Source organism: Brevibacterium zhoupengii (assembly GCF_021117425.1).
Taxonomy (GTDB): domain Bacteria; phylum Actinomycetota; class Actinomycetes; order Actinomycetales; family Brevibacteriaceae; genus Brevibacterium; species Brevibacterium zhoupengii.
In genome coordinates this window covers 2828648-2846737 of the sequence record NZ_CP088298.1, presented here as the reverse complement: position 1 = coordinate 2846737, position 18090 = coordinate 2828648, and the positions used below count along the sequence as shown (strand labels likewise).

15 protein-coding genes are annotated in these 18090 nt (G+C 62.8%); 12 read left to right on the top strand and 3 right to left on the bottom strand.

From position 1 onward, the window contains the following. The first annotated feature begins 101 nt into the window (after window positions 1-101). Window positions 102-1577 (top strand): GTPase HflX, encoded by a 1476-nt coding sequence (hflX, locus tag LQ788_RS12915; protein ID WP_231441588.1) that lies wholly within the window; start codon window positions 102-104, stop codon window positions 1575-1577. Continuing rightward, window positions 1574-3541 (top strand): ATP-dependent DNA helicase, encoded by a 1968-nt coding sequence (locus LQ788_RS12910; protein ID WP_231441585.1) that lies wholly within the window; start codon window positions 1574-1576, stop codon window positions 3539-3541. Before hflX ends, LQ788_RS12910 begins: the two co-directional genes overlap by 4 nt. 90 nt (window positions 3542-3631) lie before the next feature. Here the strand turns inward: LQ788_RS12910 and lexA are convergent, their stop codons facing one another. Beyond that, the gene (gene lexA / locus LQ788_RS12905; RefSeq protein WP_231441583.1) at window positions 3632-4387 is read right to left on the bottom strand and encodes a transcriptional repressor LexA; all 756 of its coding nucleotides are present in this window, start codon (window positions 4385-4387) and stop codon (window positions 3632-3634) included. Between the two features lie 234 nt (window positions 4388-4621). Between lexA and LQ788_RS12900 the strand changes: the two genes are divergently transcribed. The 9 genes from LQ788_RS12900 (at window position 4622) to LQ788_RS12860 (ending at window position 12731) form a co-directional block, all read left to right on the top strand. Continuing rightward, a complete protein-coding gene (locus tag LQ788_RS12900; protein WP_009885067.1) occupies window positions 4622-4954 on the top strand; it encodes a LysM peptidoglycan-binding domain-containing protein in 333 nt (110 codons plus the stop codon). Between the two features lie 9 nt (window positions 4955-4963). After that, window positions 4964-6097: a histidinol-phosphate transaminase gene (locus tag LQ788_RS12895; protein ID WP_231441581.1), complete on the top strand. Its 1134-nt coding sequence runs from the start codon at window positions 4964-4966 to the stop codon at window positions 6095-6097. Between the two features lie 101 nt (window positions 6098-6198). Next, a complete protein-coding gene (gene hisB, locus LQ788_RS12890; RefSeq protein ID WP_009885065.1) occupies window positions 6199-6795 on the top strand; it encodes an imidazoleglycerol-phosphate dehydratase HisB in 597 nt (198 codons plus the stop codon). After that, the gene (locus LQ788_RS12885) at window positions 6792-7394 is read left to right on the top strand and encodes a hypothetical protein (protein WP_096160569.1); all 603 of its coding nucleotides are present in this window, start codon (window positions 6792-6794) and stop codon (window positions 7392-7394) included. The genes hisB and LQ788_RS12885 overlap by 4 nt, the downstream gene beginning before the upstream one ends. Then, the gene (gene hisH / locus LQ788_RS12880) at window positions 7391-8020 is read left to right on the top strand and encodes an imidazole glycerol phosphate synthase subunit HisH (protein ID WP_231441579.1); all 630 of its coding nucleotides are present in this window, start codon (window positions 7391-7393) and stop codon (window positions 8018-8020) included. The genes LQ788_RS12885 and hisH overlap by 4 nt, the downstream gene beginning before the upstream one ends. Before the next feature lie 76 nt (window positions 8021-8096). Then, window positions 8097-8834 (top strand): bifunctional 1-(5-phosphoribosyl)-5-((5-phosphoribosylamino)methylideneamino)imidazole-4-carboxamide isomerase/phosphoribosylanthranilate isomerase PriA, encoded by a 738-nt coding sequence (gene priA, locus LQ788_RS12875; protein WP_231441577.1) that lies wholly within the window; start codon window positions 8097-8099, stop codon window positions 8832-8834. A 4-nt stretch (window positions 8835-8838) separates the two neighbouring features. After that, the gene (locus LQ788_RS12870; RefSeq protein ID WP_231441574.1) at window positions 8839-9603 is read left to right on the top strand and encodes an SseB family protein; all 765 of its coding nucleotides are present in this window, start codon (window positions 8839-8841) and stop codon (window positions 9601-9603) included. Window positions 9604-9699: 96 nt separating this feature from the next. Further along, window positions 9700-11046 (top strand): M20 family metallopeptidase, encoded by a 1347-nt coding sequence (locus LQ788_RS12865; RefSeq protein WP_231441572.1) that lies wholly within the window; start codon window positions 9700-9702, stop codon window positions 11044-11046. Between the two features lie 47 nt (window positions 11047-11093). Next, a complete protein-coding gene (locus LQ788_RS12860; RefSeq protein ID WP_231441570.1) occupies window positions 11094-12731 on the top strand; it encodes an AbgT family transporter in 1638 nt (545 codons plus the stop codon). Window positions 12732-12793: 62 nt separating this feature from the next. On the opposite strand, the gene LQ788_RS12855 is transcribed toward LQ788_RS12860, so the two are convergent. Beyond that, window positions 12794-13753 (bottom strand): NmrA family NAD(P)-binding protein, encoded by a 960-nt coding sequence (locus tag LQ788_RS12855; RefSeq protein WP_231441567.1) that lies wholly within the window; start codon window positions 13751-13753, stop codon window positions 12794-12796. A 198-nt stretch (window positions 13754-13951) separates the two neighbouring features. Between LQ788_RS12855 and LQ788_RS12850 the strand changes: the two genes are divergently transcribed. Next, complete coding sequence (locus LQ788_RS12850; protein WP_231441565.1) at window positions 13952-14605, top strand: TetR/AcrR family transcriptional regulator; 654 nt, start codon at window positions 13952-13954, stop codon at window positions 14603-14605. A gap of 49 nt (window positions 14606-14654) precedes the next feature. On the opposite strand, the gene LQ788_RS12845 is transcribed toward LQ788_RS12850, so the two are convergent. Continuing rightward, window positions 14655-18077, bottom strand: a complete 3423-nt coding sequence (locus LQ788_RS12845; RefSeq protein ID WP_231441563.1) for a DEAD/DEAH box helicase — start codon at window positions 18075-18077, stop codon at window positions 14655-14657. Window positions 18078-18090 lie beyond the last annotated feature (13 nt).

Below are 18090 nucleotides of genomic sequence, written 5' to 3'. Positions count from 1 at the left end.
TAGACGGCTGTGGGAGAATTGATGGACACCTCTCTCAACTGAGGGGAGACTCTCCGGGCGACACCATGTGGCGCCGAGAGTGGAAACGAACAAAGGAATGAATGACGTCCACTGAAAAAGAGCGTCGGGACGCGATGCTCGATCGCGTTCTCGCACGAGGTGCCCAGGCTCTGGACACCAACGAATCACCCGTCGACGACGCCTCGCAGTTCGATCTGGCTGAACGAGCGGCCCTCAAACGAGTCGCCGGCCTGTCCACCGAACTCGAAGACATCACCGAAGTCGAATACCGCCAGGTTCGCCTGGAGAAGGTCGTCCTCGCAGGACTGTGGAACACGACCCAGGCCGATGCTGAGAACTCGATCCGGGAGCTCGCTGCTCTGGCAGAGACCGCCGGCTCGGAGGTCCTCGACGCGATCATCCAACGACGTGAGACCCCGGACCCCGGCACGTACCTCGGCAAGGGCAAAGCCGCCGAACTGGCCGAGATCGTCGCCTCCGTGGGTGCTGACACCGTGATCATCGACTCCGAACTCGCACCCAGCCAACGTCGCGGACTCGAAGACGTCATCAAGGTCAAGGTCGTCGACCGAGTGGCGCTCATCCTCGACATCTTCGCTCAGCATGCGAAGTCCCGCGAAGGCAAGGCCCAGGTCGAACTGGCTCAACTCGAATACCTTCTGCCGCGTCTGCGCGGTTGGGGCGAGTCCCTGTCCCGCCAGGCCGGTGGCCGAGTCGCCGGCGGTGCCGGAATCGGTTCCCGCGGTCCAGGTGAGACGAAGATCGAACTCGATCGACGTCGGATCCGGGCCAGAATGTCGAAGCTGCGCCGTCAGATCACCGCGATGGCACCGTCGAGGGACACGAAGCGCAAGAACCGCGCCCGCAATCACATCCCGTCGGTGGCGATCGTCGGCTACACCAACGCCGGCAAGTCCTCACTGCTCAACCAGCTCACCGACGCCGAGGTGATGGTGCAGAATGCGCTGTTCGCGACCTTGGATCCGACTGTCAGACAGTCCCGGACCGCCGACGGCATCACCTTCACCTACACGGACACCGTCGGATTCGTCCGGAACCTTCCCCACCAATTGGTCGAAGCGTTCCGCTCGACATTGGAAGAAGCCTCGGACTCGGATCTGCTTCTGCACATCGTCGATGCCTCGCACCCGGATCCGCATGGTCAGATCCATGCCGTGCGCGAGGTGCTCAAAGACGTCGAGACAGGAGACATTCCCGAACTCCTCGTCTTCAACAAGGCCGACATCGCTGATGATGCAGTGATCACCGGACTTCACGCGGAGTACCCGGAGGCACGTTTCGTCTCTGCTGTGACCAAGGAAGGCGTCGGAGAGCTCGTCGAGACAATCGAGTCGATGCTGCCCTCCCCGAACATCGAGGTCACCGTGCTCATTCCCTATGAGCGAGGAGATCTTGTGTCGAAGATCTATGCCCTCGGCATGGTCGAACACGAAGAGCACGGTGCCGGCGGAACCGCGATGCAGGCGAAGGTTCCGGCAGAACTGGCCGCGGAACTCGCAGACTTCCGACGTCCGGACCTGGTCATCGGCGAGTGAGCACCGTCGAAGAACTGCTCGAGTCCGCCGTAGGGGCCATCGGCGGCTCGACCCGAGAAGGTCAGACAGAGATGGCCCAAGCAGTCTCCTCGTCGGTGGACAAGGGCATCCACCTGCTGGTCCAGGCAGGCACCGGTACCGGCAAGTCCTTGGCCTATCTGGTCCCGGCGGCCGAGTACTCCAGCCGGACGGGCAACCGCGTCATCGTGTCCACGGCGACCTTGGCTCTGCAGACGCAGATCATCCACCGCGATCTGCCGCGCCTGTTCAAGGCCGTGAAGAAGACCCTCGATCCGCTGCCCCGGGCCGCTCTGCTCAAGGGCAGGCGCAACTATGTCTGCAAGCACAAGCTCGGCGGCGGATACCCCGATGAGGGCGAAGGGATGCTCTTCGACCTCGGTGCGGATGCGGAGGCCGGTCGCAAGGCCACCGACCGGTCCGGCCTCGGTGAGGAGATCCAGCGAATTCGGACGTGGGAGAAGACCACAGAGTCCGGCGACCGCGATGATCTCCTGCCCGGTGTCAGCGACCGCGCCTGGTCAGAGGTCTCGGTCAACTCCTTCGACTGTCTCGGCTCGAACTGCCCCCTGTACACCGAATGCTTCGCTGAACTGGCCCGCAACAACGCGGCCGAAGCCGACATCGTCGTGACCAACCACGCGCTCCTGGCCATCGACGCCTTCGGTGAGAACACCGTGCTGCCCGAACACGATGTCATCATCATCGACGAGGCCCACGAACTCAAGGATCGGGTGACGAACGCGCTGTCGGGTCAGATCAACACGAGCATGCTCTCGGCCGCCACAAGCTCCGTGCGCAAGCACACCATCGTCCAGGACGGCGTCGTCGCACTGCTTGACTCCGCGGCCGCAGCTCTCGAACGCGCCCAAAGCGGTGTCAGCGAAGGTCTGATCCTCAATATGAGCGAGGCACTGTCCCTCGCGCTGGCTCAGATTCGTGACTCCGCTCGACAGATCATCAACGACATCGGCGGCAAGACCGAGGACTCCGACGCCGGGCGGCAGATGGCCAAGGCCCGCTGCCAGGAGATCTTCGAACTGGCCGAACGGTTCTGCGACCCCGGCAAGAACGACGTCGTGTGGCTCTCGCGCAGCACCTTCCGCGAACGTGAGACCACGAACCTCGTCGTCGCCCCGCTCAGCGTGGCCGGCACCATGCGCTCAGGGATCTTCGAAGACTCAACAGTGGTAGCCACCTCGGCGACTCTGTCCCTGGGTGGAAACTTCGACGCCGTCGCAGCGTCCCTGGGACTCTTCGGCCCCGACGCACCCAAGTGGGACAGCCTCGACGTCGGATCACCCTTCGACTACGGCAAACAGAGCATCCTCTACGTCGCCGCCCACCTCCCACGTCCCGGCCGCAGCGGCCTGAGCGAACAGGCACTGGATGAGCTTGAGGAACTGGTCACCGCCTCCAAGGGCGGGGCACTGGGACTGTTCTCCTCCCGAGCGGCCGCAAATGCCGCAGCCGAACACCTGAGGGCGAAGCTCGACATCCCGATCCTCCTCCAAGGCGATGACGGACTGCCCTCACTCGTCTCCCAATTCACCGCAGATGACCAAGCCTGCCTCTTCGGCACCATGTCACTGTGGCAGGGAGTCGACGTTCCGGGCCGGACCAACCGCCTCGTCATCATCGACCGGCTTCCGTTCCCCAGGCCCGATGACCCACTGATGCAGGCAAGATCGAAAGACGCCGACAACCGCGGAGTCAACGGCTTCATGGCCGTCAGCGCCACCCATGCCGCACTGCGCCTGGCACAGGGAGCGGGTCGCCTGATCCGCTCAACCAAGGACAGGGGAGTCGTGGCCGTGCTCGACTCGCGCCTGCGCTCGGCTCGCTACGGCGGGTACCTAGTGAATTCGATGCCGTCGATGTGGCCGACGACGGATTCGACGCTCGTGAAGTCCAGCCTGGGACGTCTGGCAGCCACCGACGACTGATTTGAGCCCGAGACGCACTGTGCCCCCGACCGTCATCGGTCGGGGGCACAGTCATCGGAACCTCAGTGGTCGAAGACCTGGGGAGAAAAGTCAGAGGCGACGGATCACTGACACGACGAGACCCATGATCTGGGCATAGGTGCCGTCGATCGGTTCATAGTCCTTGTTCTGGGGGAGCAGCCACTGGCGGCCGGCCTTGCGCTTGAGCGTCTTCACAGTCGCCTCACCATCGAGCAGGGCCGCCACGATCTGACCGTTGTCAGCGGTGTGCTGCTTGCGCACGACCACCCAGTCGTCGTGACAGATCGCGGCTTCGATCATCGAGTCACCGACGACCTTGAGCAGGAACATGTCGCCCGAGCCCACGACCTGTGTCGGCAGGGAGAAGACATCGTCGACCTCCTGCTCAGCCAAGATGGGCCCACCGGCGGCGATGCGGCCGACGACGGGGACCTGGACGGTGTTGTTGGCCAGCTCTTCGTACTTGGCCCGCTCTGCCTCTTCCTCTTCGAAGGGATTGACCACTTCGATGGCGCGCGGGCGCTTCGGGTCCCGACGGACATAGCCGAGACGTTCGAGCTGGGAAAGCTGGTGAGCCACGCTGGAGAGCGAGGCCAGCCCGGCAGCCTTGCCGATCTCGCGCATGCTCGGCGGGTAGCCGTTGGTCACGACTGCGCGTTCGATGGTCTCGAGGACCAGACGCTGTCGTGGGGTCAGACGAAAATCGCCCTCGCCGGTGGAGCCTTCCGGAATCGAGACGTCCTCGTCATCGCTGCGGGCGGCTGCGATTTCGCTGGCGACGTCCTCGTTGCGGGGACGGCCCCTCCCTCGTTTGTTCTGAACCATTGCTCGTTCCCCTTCGTTCTATTCCCGCCGGCCCCACCGCTTGATCCTCACGTCGAGAATTCTCGTGTCAGTGCCGCCTGAGATGGTTCTTTCAGATCAATCAACAACGCTGGTTCTCTCTCATTGTCGCATAAATGTTCGAGTTGGACTGGACATATGTTCGATTGGCATGTTGAATAGAACAGACGTTCTACCTATTACGGGTGGAATCGTACGAAGGAAAGAGGTTAAGCGATGTCTGCACTGAACCAGGAACTGCGTTTCACCACTCGTGGACGCCAGGCCATGCGCCTGCTTCGGACCATGGTGTGCGCTCTCGTCATCGTCGGCGGAGCATTCTTCGTCGCCACACAGTCGTTCTCGGCAGCCGCCGGAGCAGAGACCGAGGACATCGGCATCGACGCCGAGGCAGTCGTCGTCGGTGAAGGGGAGTCACTGTGGGCAGTGGCCGTGGACCTCGGGATCGACCGCGACACCCGCGATGTCGTCGCTGACATCGTCGACATCAACCACCTGTCCTCGCCTGTGGTGCACCCGGGGCAGACCTTGGATGTGCCCAAACGCTAGACTGATGCGGTGGGAAATAACGAGTCATTGCCAGTGCGTTCGGACCTAGTCGGCCTCAAGCCCTACGGCGCTCCGCATCTGGATGTGCCAGTGCAGCTGAACGTCAACGAGAACGCCTATCCGATCCCCGATGTGGTCGTCGAGAGTATGCGTTCAGCCGTCGACGGACACTTCGCCGGACTCAACCGCTATCCCGACCGTGAGTTCGAAGACCTGCGCGAGCATCTCGTCACCTATCTGCAGGGCGTCAATGACCGCGCCGGACAGTCCGTCGAGCTCAGCTCCGACATGATCTGGGCGGCAAACGGGTCGAACGAGGTCCTCTCCCATATCGTGCAGGCCTTCGGCGGACCCGGGCGCACTGTCCTCGGATTCACCCCCAGCTACTCCATGCACCCCCTGATCACCACAGGCACCGGTGCCACCTGGCAGGCCTCGGCGCGCAACGACGACTTCACGCTTGATGCGGAAACCGTCGCCGCCGAGGTGGCCGCAGTGAACCCGGACATCGTCTTCCTGTGCACCCCCAACAACCCGACAGGCACCTCGATCGACCTCGACGTCATCGAAGCCGCCTACGACAACTGCTCAGGCATTGTCATCGTCGATGAGGCCTACGCCGAGTTCTCCCGACCTGCACGCGCCTCTGCCATGACGCTGCTGGACGGCCGTCCCCGGTTGGTCGTGTCACGGACGATGAGTAAGGCCTTCGCCTGCGCCGGACTGCGTCTCGGTTATGCCATTGCGTCACCGGATCTCATCGATGTTCTGCGTCTGGTTCGCCTGCCCTACCACCTCTCGGAGATCACGCAGGTGCTTGCGTCCACCGCTTTGGAGCACGCCGACCTCCTCCTGGAGAACGTGGACAGGCTCATCGACTCCCGCGACCGAATCTCGCAACACCTGGATGCGGCGGGGTTCACCGTCTACCCCAGCGATTCGAACTTCGTTCTCTTCGGCAGCATCGCCTCACCTCATGATCTGTGGCAGAAGCTGCTCGATCGCGGAATTCTCATCCGCGACATCGGCATCGACCATCACGCACGGGTCAATGCCGGCACGGATGAGGAAACCACCGCGTTCCTCACCGCAGTCAATGAAATATTGGCCGAGGACCCGGCCATCGTGCTGTCCGCCAACTGAGTCGACATCGCTGAGATGCGCACACCCCGACATACCACTTCGCTTGAGTCAGAGGACAATGGTCCTCAGACGGCACTTACCCTTCCTACGAAAGGCCATCCATGAGGCAGGCACAACGCTCCCGTACGACCTCGGAATCCTCGGTCAACGTTTCCATCAACCTCGACGGAACCGGTCAGTCCGACATCTCGACGAGTGTTCCCTTCTTCGACCATATGCTCACGGCGCTGTCGAAGCACTCACTCATCGACATGGAGATCAAGGCCGACGGTGATACACACATCGACGTCCATCACACGGTTGAGGACACCTCCATCGTCCTGGGCCAGGCGTTGCTCGAAGCACTGGGCGACAAGTCCGGCATCCGCCGCTACGGTCTGGCTGCGGTGCCGCTGGATGAGGCCCTGGCCCGGTGCGTCGTCGATGTGGCCGGCCGCCCCTACTTCGTGCACGAAGGTGAGCCCGAAGGCCAGCAGTACCACCTCATCGGCGGTCACTTCACCGGGTCGATGACCTCGCACTCGCTTGAGTCGATTGCCTTCCATGCCGGCCTCACCGTGCACCTCGACCTGCTGCGCGGCCGGGACCCGCACCACATTGCCGAAGCAGAGTTCAAGGCCTTCGCCCGCGCTCTGCGTGAGGCAGTCGAACCCGATGAGCGCAACAACTCGGTACCCAGCACCAAGGGAGTCCTGTGAGCACCACCGTCGTCGTGACCCCGTTCGGCGTAGCCGAGCAGCTGGCCGCTGCCTGCGTGCTGTCGAACATCAAGGGAACCATCGTTCCCATCGGAGACTTCACCGGAATCGTCTTGGCCGACACCGACGTGCAGGCGGGCAACGAAGCGGCCGCTGCGATCTCCAAACTCTCCGGCAAACACGAAGTTCTCCTTCTTGCCCGCAGCGAGGAGCAGATCGACGCCGGTCACTTCCGCCACGGTGCCCGCGAATCGGATGTGCCAGCAGGACTGGCCCTGAAGAACCTTCCAGATGTCCTCGAGCAGCTCCTGCTCGAGATCAAGTCGGCCGACGAGGTGGAGGGCAACATCCCCACCTCCTCCATGACAAAGCTGCAGGCCAGTGCCGCCACGATGTCTCCTGGCCGGGCCGCTGTGGCGCGAACGGCACTGCTGTGGATCGTCGTGGCAGTACTCGCCGGACTCATCACCGCTTTCGGCATCACTATCGGGCTCACCGGCAACACCATGGCCTGGGTGGTCGCCGTCTTCGGCGCAATCGTCCTCGGCTTCTCCCTGTGGAGGATCTACAGCGTCCTGACCAAGGGAGCAAAGCAATGAGCACGGTCGCTGTCCTCGACTACGGGGCAGGAAACGTCCGCTCAGCCGTTCGCGCGGTGGAAGCAGCCGGTGCCGAGGTCGTTCTCACCGCCGACCGGTCCGCCATCGATGGCGCCGACGGTCTGCTCGTTCCCGGCGTCGGCGCCTATTCGGCTGTGATGGCCGGATTGACGCGAATCGGCGGAGACGAGCTGATCCGCTCCTGGCACCAAAGTCAGCGACCTCTGCTCGGCATCTGCGTGGGTCTGCAGGTCTTCTTCGCGCGCGGAGAAGAACACGGTGTGAAGACGGAAGGCATCGGACTCTGGCCCGGCGCCGTCACCGCGCTCAAGGCTCCGGTCGTTCCACACATGGGATGGTCACAGGTCAGCGCACCGACGTCCTCACGGATGTTTGAGGGTGTGGCCGAGGAGCGCTTCTACTTCGTCCACTCCTATGCCGCCACCGAACCCCCACCGGACACGGTGGTGACCACCGCAACCCATGGCAGCAGCTTCATCGCAGCAGTCGAGGACGGCACCACCTGGGCGGCCCAGTTCCACCCCGAGAAGTCAGCCGACGCAGGTGCGCGTCTGCTGCGCAACTGGATCGGCTCTTTCCCGGAAGCGGGCGCGACCCGCGACTAGGATTGTCCGATCCCTCCAGGTTCAACTGCTCCAACTCGTTCACATCAGTCTCGACAGCCTCTTGAGAAAGGTCACAATGACTCAAACCCCCAACAAGCTCGTCCTCCTTCCTGCCGTTGACGTCGCCGATGGCAAGGCCGTCCGCCTCGTCCAGGGCGAGGCCGGCACGGAGACCGACTACGGTTCTCCCATCGACGCAGCCCAGGACTTCGAAAGCCGGGGAGCGGAGTGGATCCACCTCGTCGACCTCGACGCCGCATTCGGTCGCGGATCGAACTCAGATCTGCTCAACCAGGTCGTCAAGGCCGTCGGCATCAAGGTCGAACTCTCCGGCGGCATCCGCGACACCGAGAGCCTCGAACGAGCACTCGATACGGGCGCTGAGCGCGTGAACATCGGCACCGCCGCCTTGGAGAACCCGGAATGGACCGCCGACATGATCTCCCGCTTCGGCGATCAGGTCGCCATCGGCCTCGACGTTCGCGGCACCACTCTCGCCGCCCGCGGCTGGACCAAGGACGGGGGAGACCTCTACGAGGTCCTCTCGACCCTTGAGAAGGCAGGCTGCGCCCGCTATGTCGTCACCGACGTCCGCAAGGACGGCACTCTGCAGGGACCCAACGTGGAGCTGCTGAAGTCGATGGCAGAAAAGACCGACAAGCCGATCGTGGCATCGGGCGGAGTCTCGAGCCTCGACGATCTGCGCAACCTGCGCGAGCTGGTACCCTACGGCGTGGACTCGGCGATCGTGGGCAAGGCCCTCTACGCCGGAAAGTTCACCTTGGAAGAAGCCCTCGAAGTCGCTGGAGGCTGAAGAAGTGGCATCGGATACGGGCGATCGCTCGGACTCGGCCGGACAATCCTGGTCCGGCCGTGACCTGCGGCCGAACCCCTTCTCGGGCGATTCCGGGCTTGCCGATGCCGGGCTGATCGAGGCCCTGAACCAGGTGGGTCAGGAGCCGATGAACCCGACGCTGCACAGCAAGGTGCTCTCCGCATTGTCAGGCGCCAGGCTGTACGCACCGATCGTTCCGATGGCGGTTGACCAGGAGGTCGGGGAGAACGGACTGATGGTCGACAACTCCTCGGAGATGGCCATGGTCCGGCTCCAGGCCGAGGACGGCCGTGAGTGCACACCCGGATTCTGCTCGATTCCACCATTGACGGCGTGGCATCCCGAGGCTCGGCCTGTGCCGATCGAATCGGAACGACTCGTCCTCGGCGCAATCGAAGCCGAATCACAGCTCGTCGTCCTCGACCCCGGGGCCGAGACCTCGTTCCTGCTGCGTCGTCCCGCAATGTTCGCGTTTGCCCAGGGCCAGCCCTGGACTCCGTCTTGGGCCGACGCCGAGGTGGGCCAGGCGCTGGTCGCCATCGCCGAGGATTTTCCTTGGCTGGCGCAGATCAGTCTGAGTCCCGGCAGTGCCCGAGTCCATGTCGAGGGGCCCGAGGTCGGCATCCGACTTGGGGTTCGCTCTCAAGTCTCCGCCGAGGAGATGAAGCGATTCCAACTAGCTCTGGCCGCTGATGAGACGATCGTGGAGAGAGTGGACTCATTGGCTCTGCAGATCGCTGAGTCGTAGACTCCCGGCCCGCAGCGTACCCAATACTTCGGGTCGAGTCCCGAATATAGGGAAAAGGCATGTGCACTTGCCCGAAGTCTCCTATGCTTGATCTCCATGAGTGAGATCCGCGACCTGAGCCAACCGACAGTCCCGAACGCGAGCTATCTCGACCAGATCGCCGCCGAGACTCAAACACGCAGCGAGCGAGCAGGTGAGTGGAGTTCCGAATTCAGTGGGGCTCCCGAGTCAAGCACTGCAGGCCTCGCCGCAGGCCTTGAAGCGGCCCGGTCTGATCTCGACAGGCTGCTGCACACCATCCACTCATTGGCAGAGACCGCATTCGTCGAATACGAATCCGTCAGTGCTATCGCCTCACTGCTGCGCTCACGGGGCGTCGAGGTCGAGACCGGGCTGTACGGTGTCGAGACGAGCCTGCGCGCGACGACGGGAAATGGTGACGGACGCACGATCGCGATCCTCGCCGAATACGACGCACTGCCGGAAATCGGTCATGCCTGCGGGCACAACCTCATAGCCGCCTCCGGAGTCGGAGCATTCCTCGCCCTTCACGCCCTCTGGGAACGGGACCCCAGCGCTGTTCCCGGCAACGTAGTGCTGCTCGGGACTCCCGCGGAAGAGGGCCACTCGGGCAAAGAGGTCATGGCCCGCAGCGGAGCCTTCGAAGGGATCGACGCAGCCATTATGGTCCACGGATACGGGTACGACTGCGCGGAACAGGTGTGGTTGGGCAGGCGTCTGCTGACCGTCAACTACTCAGGGATCGCCGCCCACGCCTCGGCGCAGCCGTTCATGGGCCGCAACGCACTCGACGCCGCGAACCTCTTCTACCAGGGTCTTGGACTGATTCGCCAGCAGATGCCGCCGATCTCCCGACTGCACGCCGTCATCGCTGACGGCGGGACCCGGCCCTCGATCATCACGGAAGCCGCCACAGTGCAGTGCTATGTCCGGTCGAAGTTCCCCGAAACGCTCAAGGAGCTGTCCGACAGGGTCGAGGACGCGGCAAAGGGAGCGGCCCTCATGACCGGCACGGGAGTGGAAGTCGACTGGGACGAGCATCCGCCTTCGCTTCCAGTGCGTACGAACTCCGCTCTCACACAGCGCTGGGCCGTGCACGAGGAGACGCAAGGGCGAACACCGCTGCCCGGTGGGGTGCTCGATGAGTCGATTGCAGCGTCGACCGACTTCGGCAATGTGTCCTACCGGATACCGGGCATCCATCCACTGATCAAAACCGCCGACTCCGAGGTGGCGCTGCATACCCGCGAGTTCGCGGCAGCCTCGATCACGCCCGCCGCCGAAGCTGCCGCCCATGACGCCGGGTATGGACTGGCGTGTACGGCTTTGGACTTCCTCGTCGACGATGACCTGGCCGCCGAGGTGGTTGCAGAATTCGAGCGCGACGGAGGAGCGGTCGACGTGGAGAACTATTTCAACTAGTCCGGGGAGTCCGCTCGGACTGCGACCATCGAAGAGAAGGAAGACACATGTCAACGACGACATCAGCGAAAGTCGGTATCGGCCAGCGTCTGCTGGACGGGATCGAACGGATAGGCAACAAACTGCCCGAGCCGTTCACCCTCTTTCTCGGACTGTTCCTCATCACAGGAGCGATATCGACTGGCATGGCTATTGCAGACGTGTCGGTCTCGATTCCCGGCAGTGACGAGACCGTGGCGATCAAAGGTCTGTTCACAGGCGAGGGGCTGTCGTGGCTGACGACGACGATGGGCGACAACTACATCGGATTCCCGCCCTTGGCCACGGTGCTGCCGATCCTCCTAGCGGTGGGCGTAGCCGAGAAGTCGGGCATGCTCGCCGCAGCTGTGCGAATCGCCTTCGGCAAGAGCCCACGCTGGCTGCTGCCCTATGCCGTCGGCTTCGTCGGCGTGGTCGGGTCGATCATGGCCGATTCCGCCTTCATCATCATCCCGCCGCTGGCCGCACTCGTGTTCAAGGCCGCCGGACGACACCCGATGGCCGGCCTCATCGGCGGATTTGCCGCCACCGGTGCCGGGTATTCGACCTCGATCGTGCCGACCAGCCTCGATGCGCTCTTCGCCGGCATCACCACCTCGGTGATGGGGACCTTGCCCGACACTGACTATTCAGCCGTCAACCCGGTGTCGAACTACTTCTTCAACATCGTCGCCTCGATCGTTCTGGCGGTCATCGCCGGTTTCATCATCGACAAGCTCATCGAACCGAACATGGTTCGCAAAGGCGTTCCGCGCGAATACGCCGATGCCAAGGGTTCGGGCCTGGCCAAGGAATACCAGGCGAAGGGCAACCCCTACGGCGAGAACTCCGTATCCGACGAAGAGGTCGAGGAATCGCAGAAGGAGGTCAAGGCCCAGCTCGAACCCGAGGAGAAGCGGGGCCTGGTGTGGTCCCTGGCATCGGCGCTGCTGCTGACCGCCGTGCTGCTCTTCGCCGTGCTCATTCCCGACTCACCCTGGCGCAATGAGGACGGCGGGTTTCTGCCGAAGTCCCCGCTGCTGTCCTCAATCGTCTTCATCGTCTTCGGCTACTTCATGCTCATGGGCGTGGTCTACGGTTTCGTCGTGCGCACCGTGCGGTCGATGAACGATCTCGTGCGGATGATGAGCCAGTCGATCGTCGACATGATGTCCTTCCTCATCCTCGCCTTCATCCTCGGTCAGTTCATCGCACTGTTCAATTGGACGGGGATCGGATCCTGGATCGCAGTGGCCGGTGCCTCCGGGCTCGAAGCTATCGGACTCACCGGCTTTGCCGCGGTCATCGGGTTCATGCTCCTGGCCAGTGTCCTCAACCTCTTCATCGTCTCCGGCTCCTCGATGTGGACGCTCATGGCGGCGGTATTCGTTCCGCTGTTCGCGCTGCTCGGCTACGAACCGGCCTTCATCCAGGCCGGATTCCGTGTCGGCGACTCGGCGACCCAGGTCATCACCCCACTCAACCCCTACATGATCGTGCTTCTGGGCCTCGTGCGCAGGTATGAACCCAACGCCGGACTGGGCACCATCATCTCGAGGATGTTCCCCTTCGTCATTCCATTCTGGCTGGCGTGGGCTGCGTTGCTGGCGATCTGGTTCTTCTTCGATCTGCCACTAGGCCCGGGCAACGGCATCTTCCTCAAATAGGACGGACGCGAGGGCCTGTTCGTCCGAGTTCGGTGCACCCTACGTCTCGAGTTGGGGTGGCCTCACAGCATCTGCGTGACGCCTTCACGCCAATCTGTGGTGCCCAGATCCTTCGCAAACTCTCCGGGCTCGATGACGGAGGGGGAGTACCAGATCGGGGCGAGCTGGTTGAGTTCGTACATTGACCTATCGAAGACTCCGGCGACGCGAGTCGTCCAACGGGGGAGGGACAGTGGCTTCCTCGGCTGCGTTCCCAGATGCTCGTGAGTGAACTCCGCGATCTCGCCGAGAGTCGGATTCGAAGACGGAGCGATCAGCAGGCGATGCGTCCCCGCGGGGACGTCTTCGAGCAGTTGTGCCGCGCGGATCATCGCGGCAGCGAGGTCTTCGATCACGGTGATGCCGTGGGCGACATCGGAGCGTGCGGGCACGATGGCCCGATGCCATTTGGCGATCGGAGTGGTGATGCACATCTTCACCACTGAGGACCACGGCTGTGCGCTTCGGCCGAGCAGATCTCCTGCAATGATGCTCGCCGAGGTGGCCGGGTGTTCCAGCCTTGCCTCCATGAGCTGCTGCCTGATCCGTCCCTTCTCCTCGACCGGGACAAACGGAGAGGACTCCGTCACCGGGCTGTGGAGACCGGCGAAGGCGTAGACCGATTCGGGGAAGATGACCGGGATGGCCAGCTCCGCGGCGACGTCCATGATCGTCTTCTCCATCTGCGGCAGTACCTGTGCCCACACTCGGCTGTCATAGGGGGCATGAACGCAGGCGAAGATGACTTCGCTGCCAGCGGCGGCCTCGCGCAGCTGATCGGGGTCGGTTGCGTCCGCGCGGACACGGTCGATTGTGGCGTGGTCGGCGTAGGCCGAGACTGCCGATCCCGTGCCGGCGGCGACAACCGGAACTGCGGATGGAGCCGAGCGGGTGGCGACTGCAACGTGTATCCCTGCTGCCGTGAGCTGGGAGGCGATTTCACTGCCGATCTGTCCGTAGCCGATGACGAGTGCAGATTTCATGATGATCATCCTTCGTGATGTCGTGATGTCGTGATGTCGTGATGTCGTGATGTCGTGATGTCGTGATGTCGTGCGGACCGTTGATTTCACAATTTGCGAGAGCACTGCTCTCTGAAATTAGAGTAGGCTCATCCGTGTTGCAATTCAAGAGCAGTGCTCACTATTGGTATCTGCGCTCTCTCGTTTTAGGGTGGAGGCATGACGAACTCGACTCCGCGCCAGCGGGCCCGGCTGGAAACCGAAGCCCAGATCACTCGGATCGGGAATCGCATGCTCGACGACGATGGACTCGAGGGAGTCTCACTTCGCGCCATTGCTCGTGAACTCGGCATCGTCTCGAGCGCCATCTACCGATACGTGAAGAACCGCGATGAGCTGCTGACCATACTCATCCGTGACGCGTTCACTGCGATCGCCGATGAGGTTGATGAGGCACTGGCACGCGACGAGTCCGTTCTCACGGTCGGTGTGACGATGCTTGCCTGGTCGCGCAGGCATCCCAATCGGTGGTCGCTCATCTACGGCACACCCATTCCGGACTACCAGGCCCCGCGGGATGAGACCGTGGTGCCCGGGACCAGGATCATGGTGACGCTGACGAACCTGTTGGAAAAGTCCTCGTCAGACCAGGCTCCCTCTGAGCTCCCGCCGCCTCACGCATTGGAGGCACTGCGGGAAGGGCTGCGGGAGCTGGGGTTGGAACCTGATGATCAGGTGATCGTGCGCTCTGTGACCGTCTGGGCAGCGCTCATTGGTCTCATCAACGCACTTCGCTTCGGACAGTTCGGCCCTGGAGTCGAACTCGTCGAGGACGAGCTCATGCGCGGAGTCGTATCGTCCCTCGGGCACTGAGTCAGCGAACGGCATCGAGTCAGCGTCAGCGGCAGCTACGAGGAGCCGTTCACCCGTCGAGGAGTCCGCGAATGTCCTCACTCGTGATTGTCGAGGAGAAGCCCTCACCCTCATTGACCAGGGAATCGAAGAGCTGCGCCTTCCTCTCCTGCAGCGCCAGAACCTTCTCCTCGATGGTCTTCTCAGACACCATCCGATAGACCATGACGTTCTTCGTCTGCCCGATGCGGTGCGCACGGTCAACCGCCTGAGCCTCCACCGCCGGATTCCACCAGGGGTCAAGCAGGAAGACATAGTCGGCCTCCGTCAGCGTCAGCCCGAATCCGCCGGCTTTGAGGCTGATCAGGAACACCGGTGCCTCCCCAGCCCTGAAATCATCGATGACCGCACCTCGGTTCCGAGTGGAGCCGTCTAGGTAGCAGTAGTTGATGTTGCGATGCTCGAGCTGTTCGCCGACCCGTGACAGGAACGAGGTGAACTGGCTGAAGATGATGGTGCGATGCCCCTCGGCGATGATGTCGTCGAGGTGGGAGAAGAGAGCGCTGAGTTTGCTTGACCCGATCGCTTCGTATTTCTCATCGATGAGATAGGGGTCGATGGCCAACATCCGCAGCAGTGTCAATGATCGGAAGATGGCGAAGCGGTTGCGATCCATGTCGTTGATGAGGCCGAGAAGCTTCTTCCTCTCCTTCTGCAGGACCGTGTTGTAGAGATCCCGGTGCTTGGCGCTGAGTTCGACGCTGAGGATCTGTTCCTGCTTCGGCGGCAGGTCGGCTGCGACCAGTTCCTTGTTCCGCCGTTTCATGAACGGTCTGATCCGCCGCCGCAGCAGAGCCATGCCCTCCGGGCTCTCGCCCGATTCGATGGGAGAGACGATCTCGCGACGGAACTTCTCGATGCCCGGCAGCAACCCTGGTGAGGTGATCGAGTACAGCGACCACAGGTCGGTCAGCGAGTTCTCCATCGGTGTTCCTGTGATGGCCAGGCGGAATCGAGCCTGGATTCCCTTCGCCGCAGTGTGGACCTTGGCCGTCCTGTTCTTGACGAACTGCGCCTCGTCGAGGACGAAGGTCTCCCACACGATCGATCTGAAGGCCTGTGCATCGAGGCGCAGAATCGCATAGGAGGTGATGACGAGGTCGGCATCCTCGATCTCCTCATCCAAGGCGGTCTTCCGTTTCTTCTCTGTGGCGGAGATGGTGGTGACTCGCAGACCGGGTGCGAACTTCTCGGCCTCCGCACGCCATGTCGACATCACCGATGTGGGTGCGACGACGAGGATGGGGGAGGCGTTCGCCGTCGTGTTCTTGATGTGAGTGAACAGGCTCAGTGCCTGCAGCGTTTTGCCCAAACCCATATCGTCGGCGAGGATGCCGCCGAGTCCGCTGGACCACAGTGCCGCCAGCCAGCTGAACCCTTCCTGTTGGTAGGGCCTCAGTGTGGCCTCGATTCCCTCCGGCACGTTGAGAGACGGAATCTCGCCGAGGTGGCTGAGCGCTTCGACCGAACGTCGCCATGAGGCCGCGGCCGTGGAGTCGTCGACGAGTTCGTCGAATTCGGCCCAGATATCCATGTGATAGCGCGAAAGGCGAGGTGAGTCCGGCTGCCAGTCAGCGATGACATCCGATTCGGCGAGCATGCGCCGAAACTTGTCGAAGAAGGGCCCGTCGAGGGAGAAGTACGCGCCATCTGGCAGGACCACCATCTTTGCTCCCTGTGCGAGGGCTACGAACAGGTCGGCGAAGCGAACCTTCTGTCCGGCAATCATGATGTGGAAGCGGATGTCGAACCAGTCACTGTCTTCGGCCTCGTCGGTCGACATCGACACCAGCGGTGCTTCGGTGACTTCCCGATAGTCCGGGCGATCGCCGACCTCATTGACCTCGAGATGGTCGATGTCGCTCAGAGCGGGCAGGACCTTGTCGACGAAGACGGCAGTCTGCAGGCCATCAAGGTTCACGGTGCCCGCATGGCCCAACGCACTGGGAAGGGTCAGCGGGACTGGGATTGCCGCAACCGTGGAGCTGAGATCCGCGAGCACAGTGTCTTCGTGTTCGATGCTGCGGTCGCGGTCCGGTGCTGAACCTCGGCGGATCGGGAACGTATGAGCCGGGTGATGGTAGTGCCACTCCCACGTCAGATGGGCACCATGATCTCCGTAGGCGATAGTGAGCGCGAGGTCGGGAGGGACGAGCACGGGCAGGGTCACCGAATCGTCGGAGGAGACGACGGTGGTGGCATAGGCGAGCTTGGGATAGAAGCTCGTGAAGAAGTCATCCATCTGGTCCTTCGAGATGGTGACCGGCTCCCAACGGCGCAGCATCTCAACGACCGCATGGTCTGTGGTCTTCTCTGCCGGTGCCAGGACGAGGGAGAGTCCTGCCGCGGTCGAGATTCCGTAGAAGCCATGATCGTCGATCGGTCCGCTGAGCCCTTGGTCGAACGTCTCTCCGTCGACGGTGATCAGGGAGCGAACCTCGAGACCCTGTGGCGTCGCGAGCACATCGCATTCCGTGGTCGCCTCGTCAGCCTGGCGGACCGTGAGCTCGCGGCGGGTGCCGACGATTTCGATGCCCAAGGTCCTCGCCTGGTCGAAGAGATGCCACAGCAGGGGTGAGGCGAACCAGTCAAGAACCACCGTGACCTCATTGGTCACAAGGCGATTCGAGTTGATGGCAGAGAGCCCGTACAGCTGAGCGAACCATGCCGCCTGACCGCGCGCATAGGCGCGGGTGGTGGAGTTGTTGGCGATGTTGGACCAGGACACGTTGCCCTTGATCCAATTGCGGCGTGCCCCCTCCATCAGAGGGCGCAGGGTGATGACGAGGTCGGTGGAACCGGTGAGCTTCGTGCGCGTGATCGGGTGCACTTCGAAGTTCCCGAAGCGTGTGCGCCGCAGTTCGGAGATCTCGAAGCCGAGCGCAAGCCGCGTCGGTGCTGCCCCGGCGAGGGTGCCACCGGGACCAGAGGCCCACACAGATGCGTCGACGCGGTCGGAGGAGAAACCGGAGAGGATCGACTTCCAATCCGATTCCGCACGCCGAGGCGACGATGTGCGGCTGCGAGAAGACGTCCTACTTTGGGCAGTCTGCCAGCTGGGAGGCTCGGGGGAGCGGCGTTGGTCCGGGTCGTGCAGCGCCGTCGAACCGAATGGAGCCACCTGCCGAACCGATGCCGCCATGAGTGCAGCCACCACGTGTTTGCAGTCTCCGCCCACGGGGCATGTGCACTGCGAGGAGAGCACGGTGAATGATTTGGCAGTGGGGCTGTGTCGCTTCAGCCGCACGATGCTGGTGTAATCCTGAGCCGCGCTGCCTGCGACGTCTGCCCGCAGAGTATTGTCCTCCGGGTCCCAACGTGCCTGCCCGACCATGCCCTTATTGGCGTAGCTGCGTCCGCGCTCGTAGAACGTGGTGCCGAAGTAGTCCTGCAACTCCTTGGCACTCACGTACGGCAGTTCTACGGGAGGCATAGGACGATGGTCT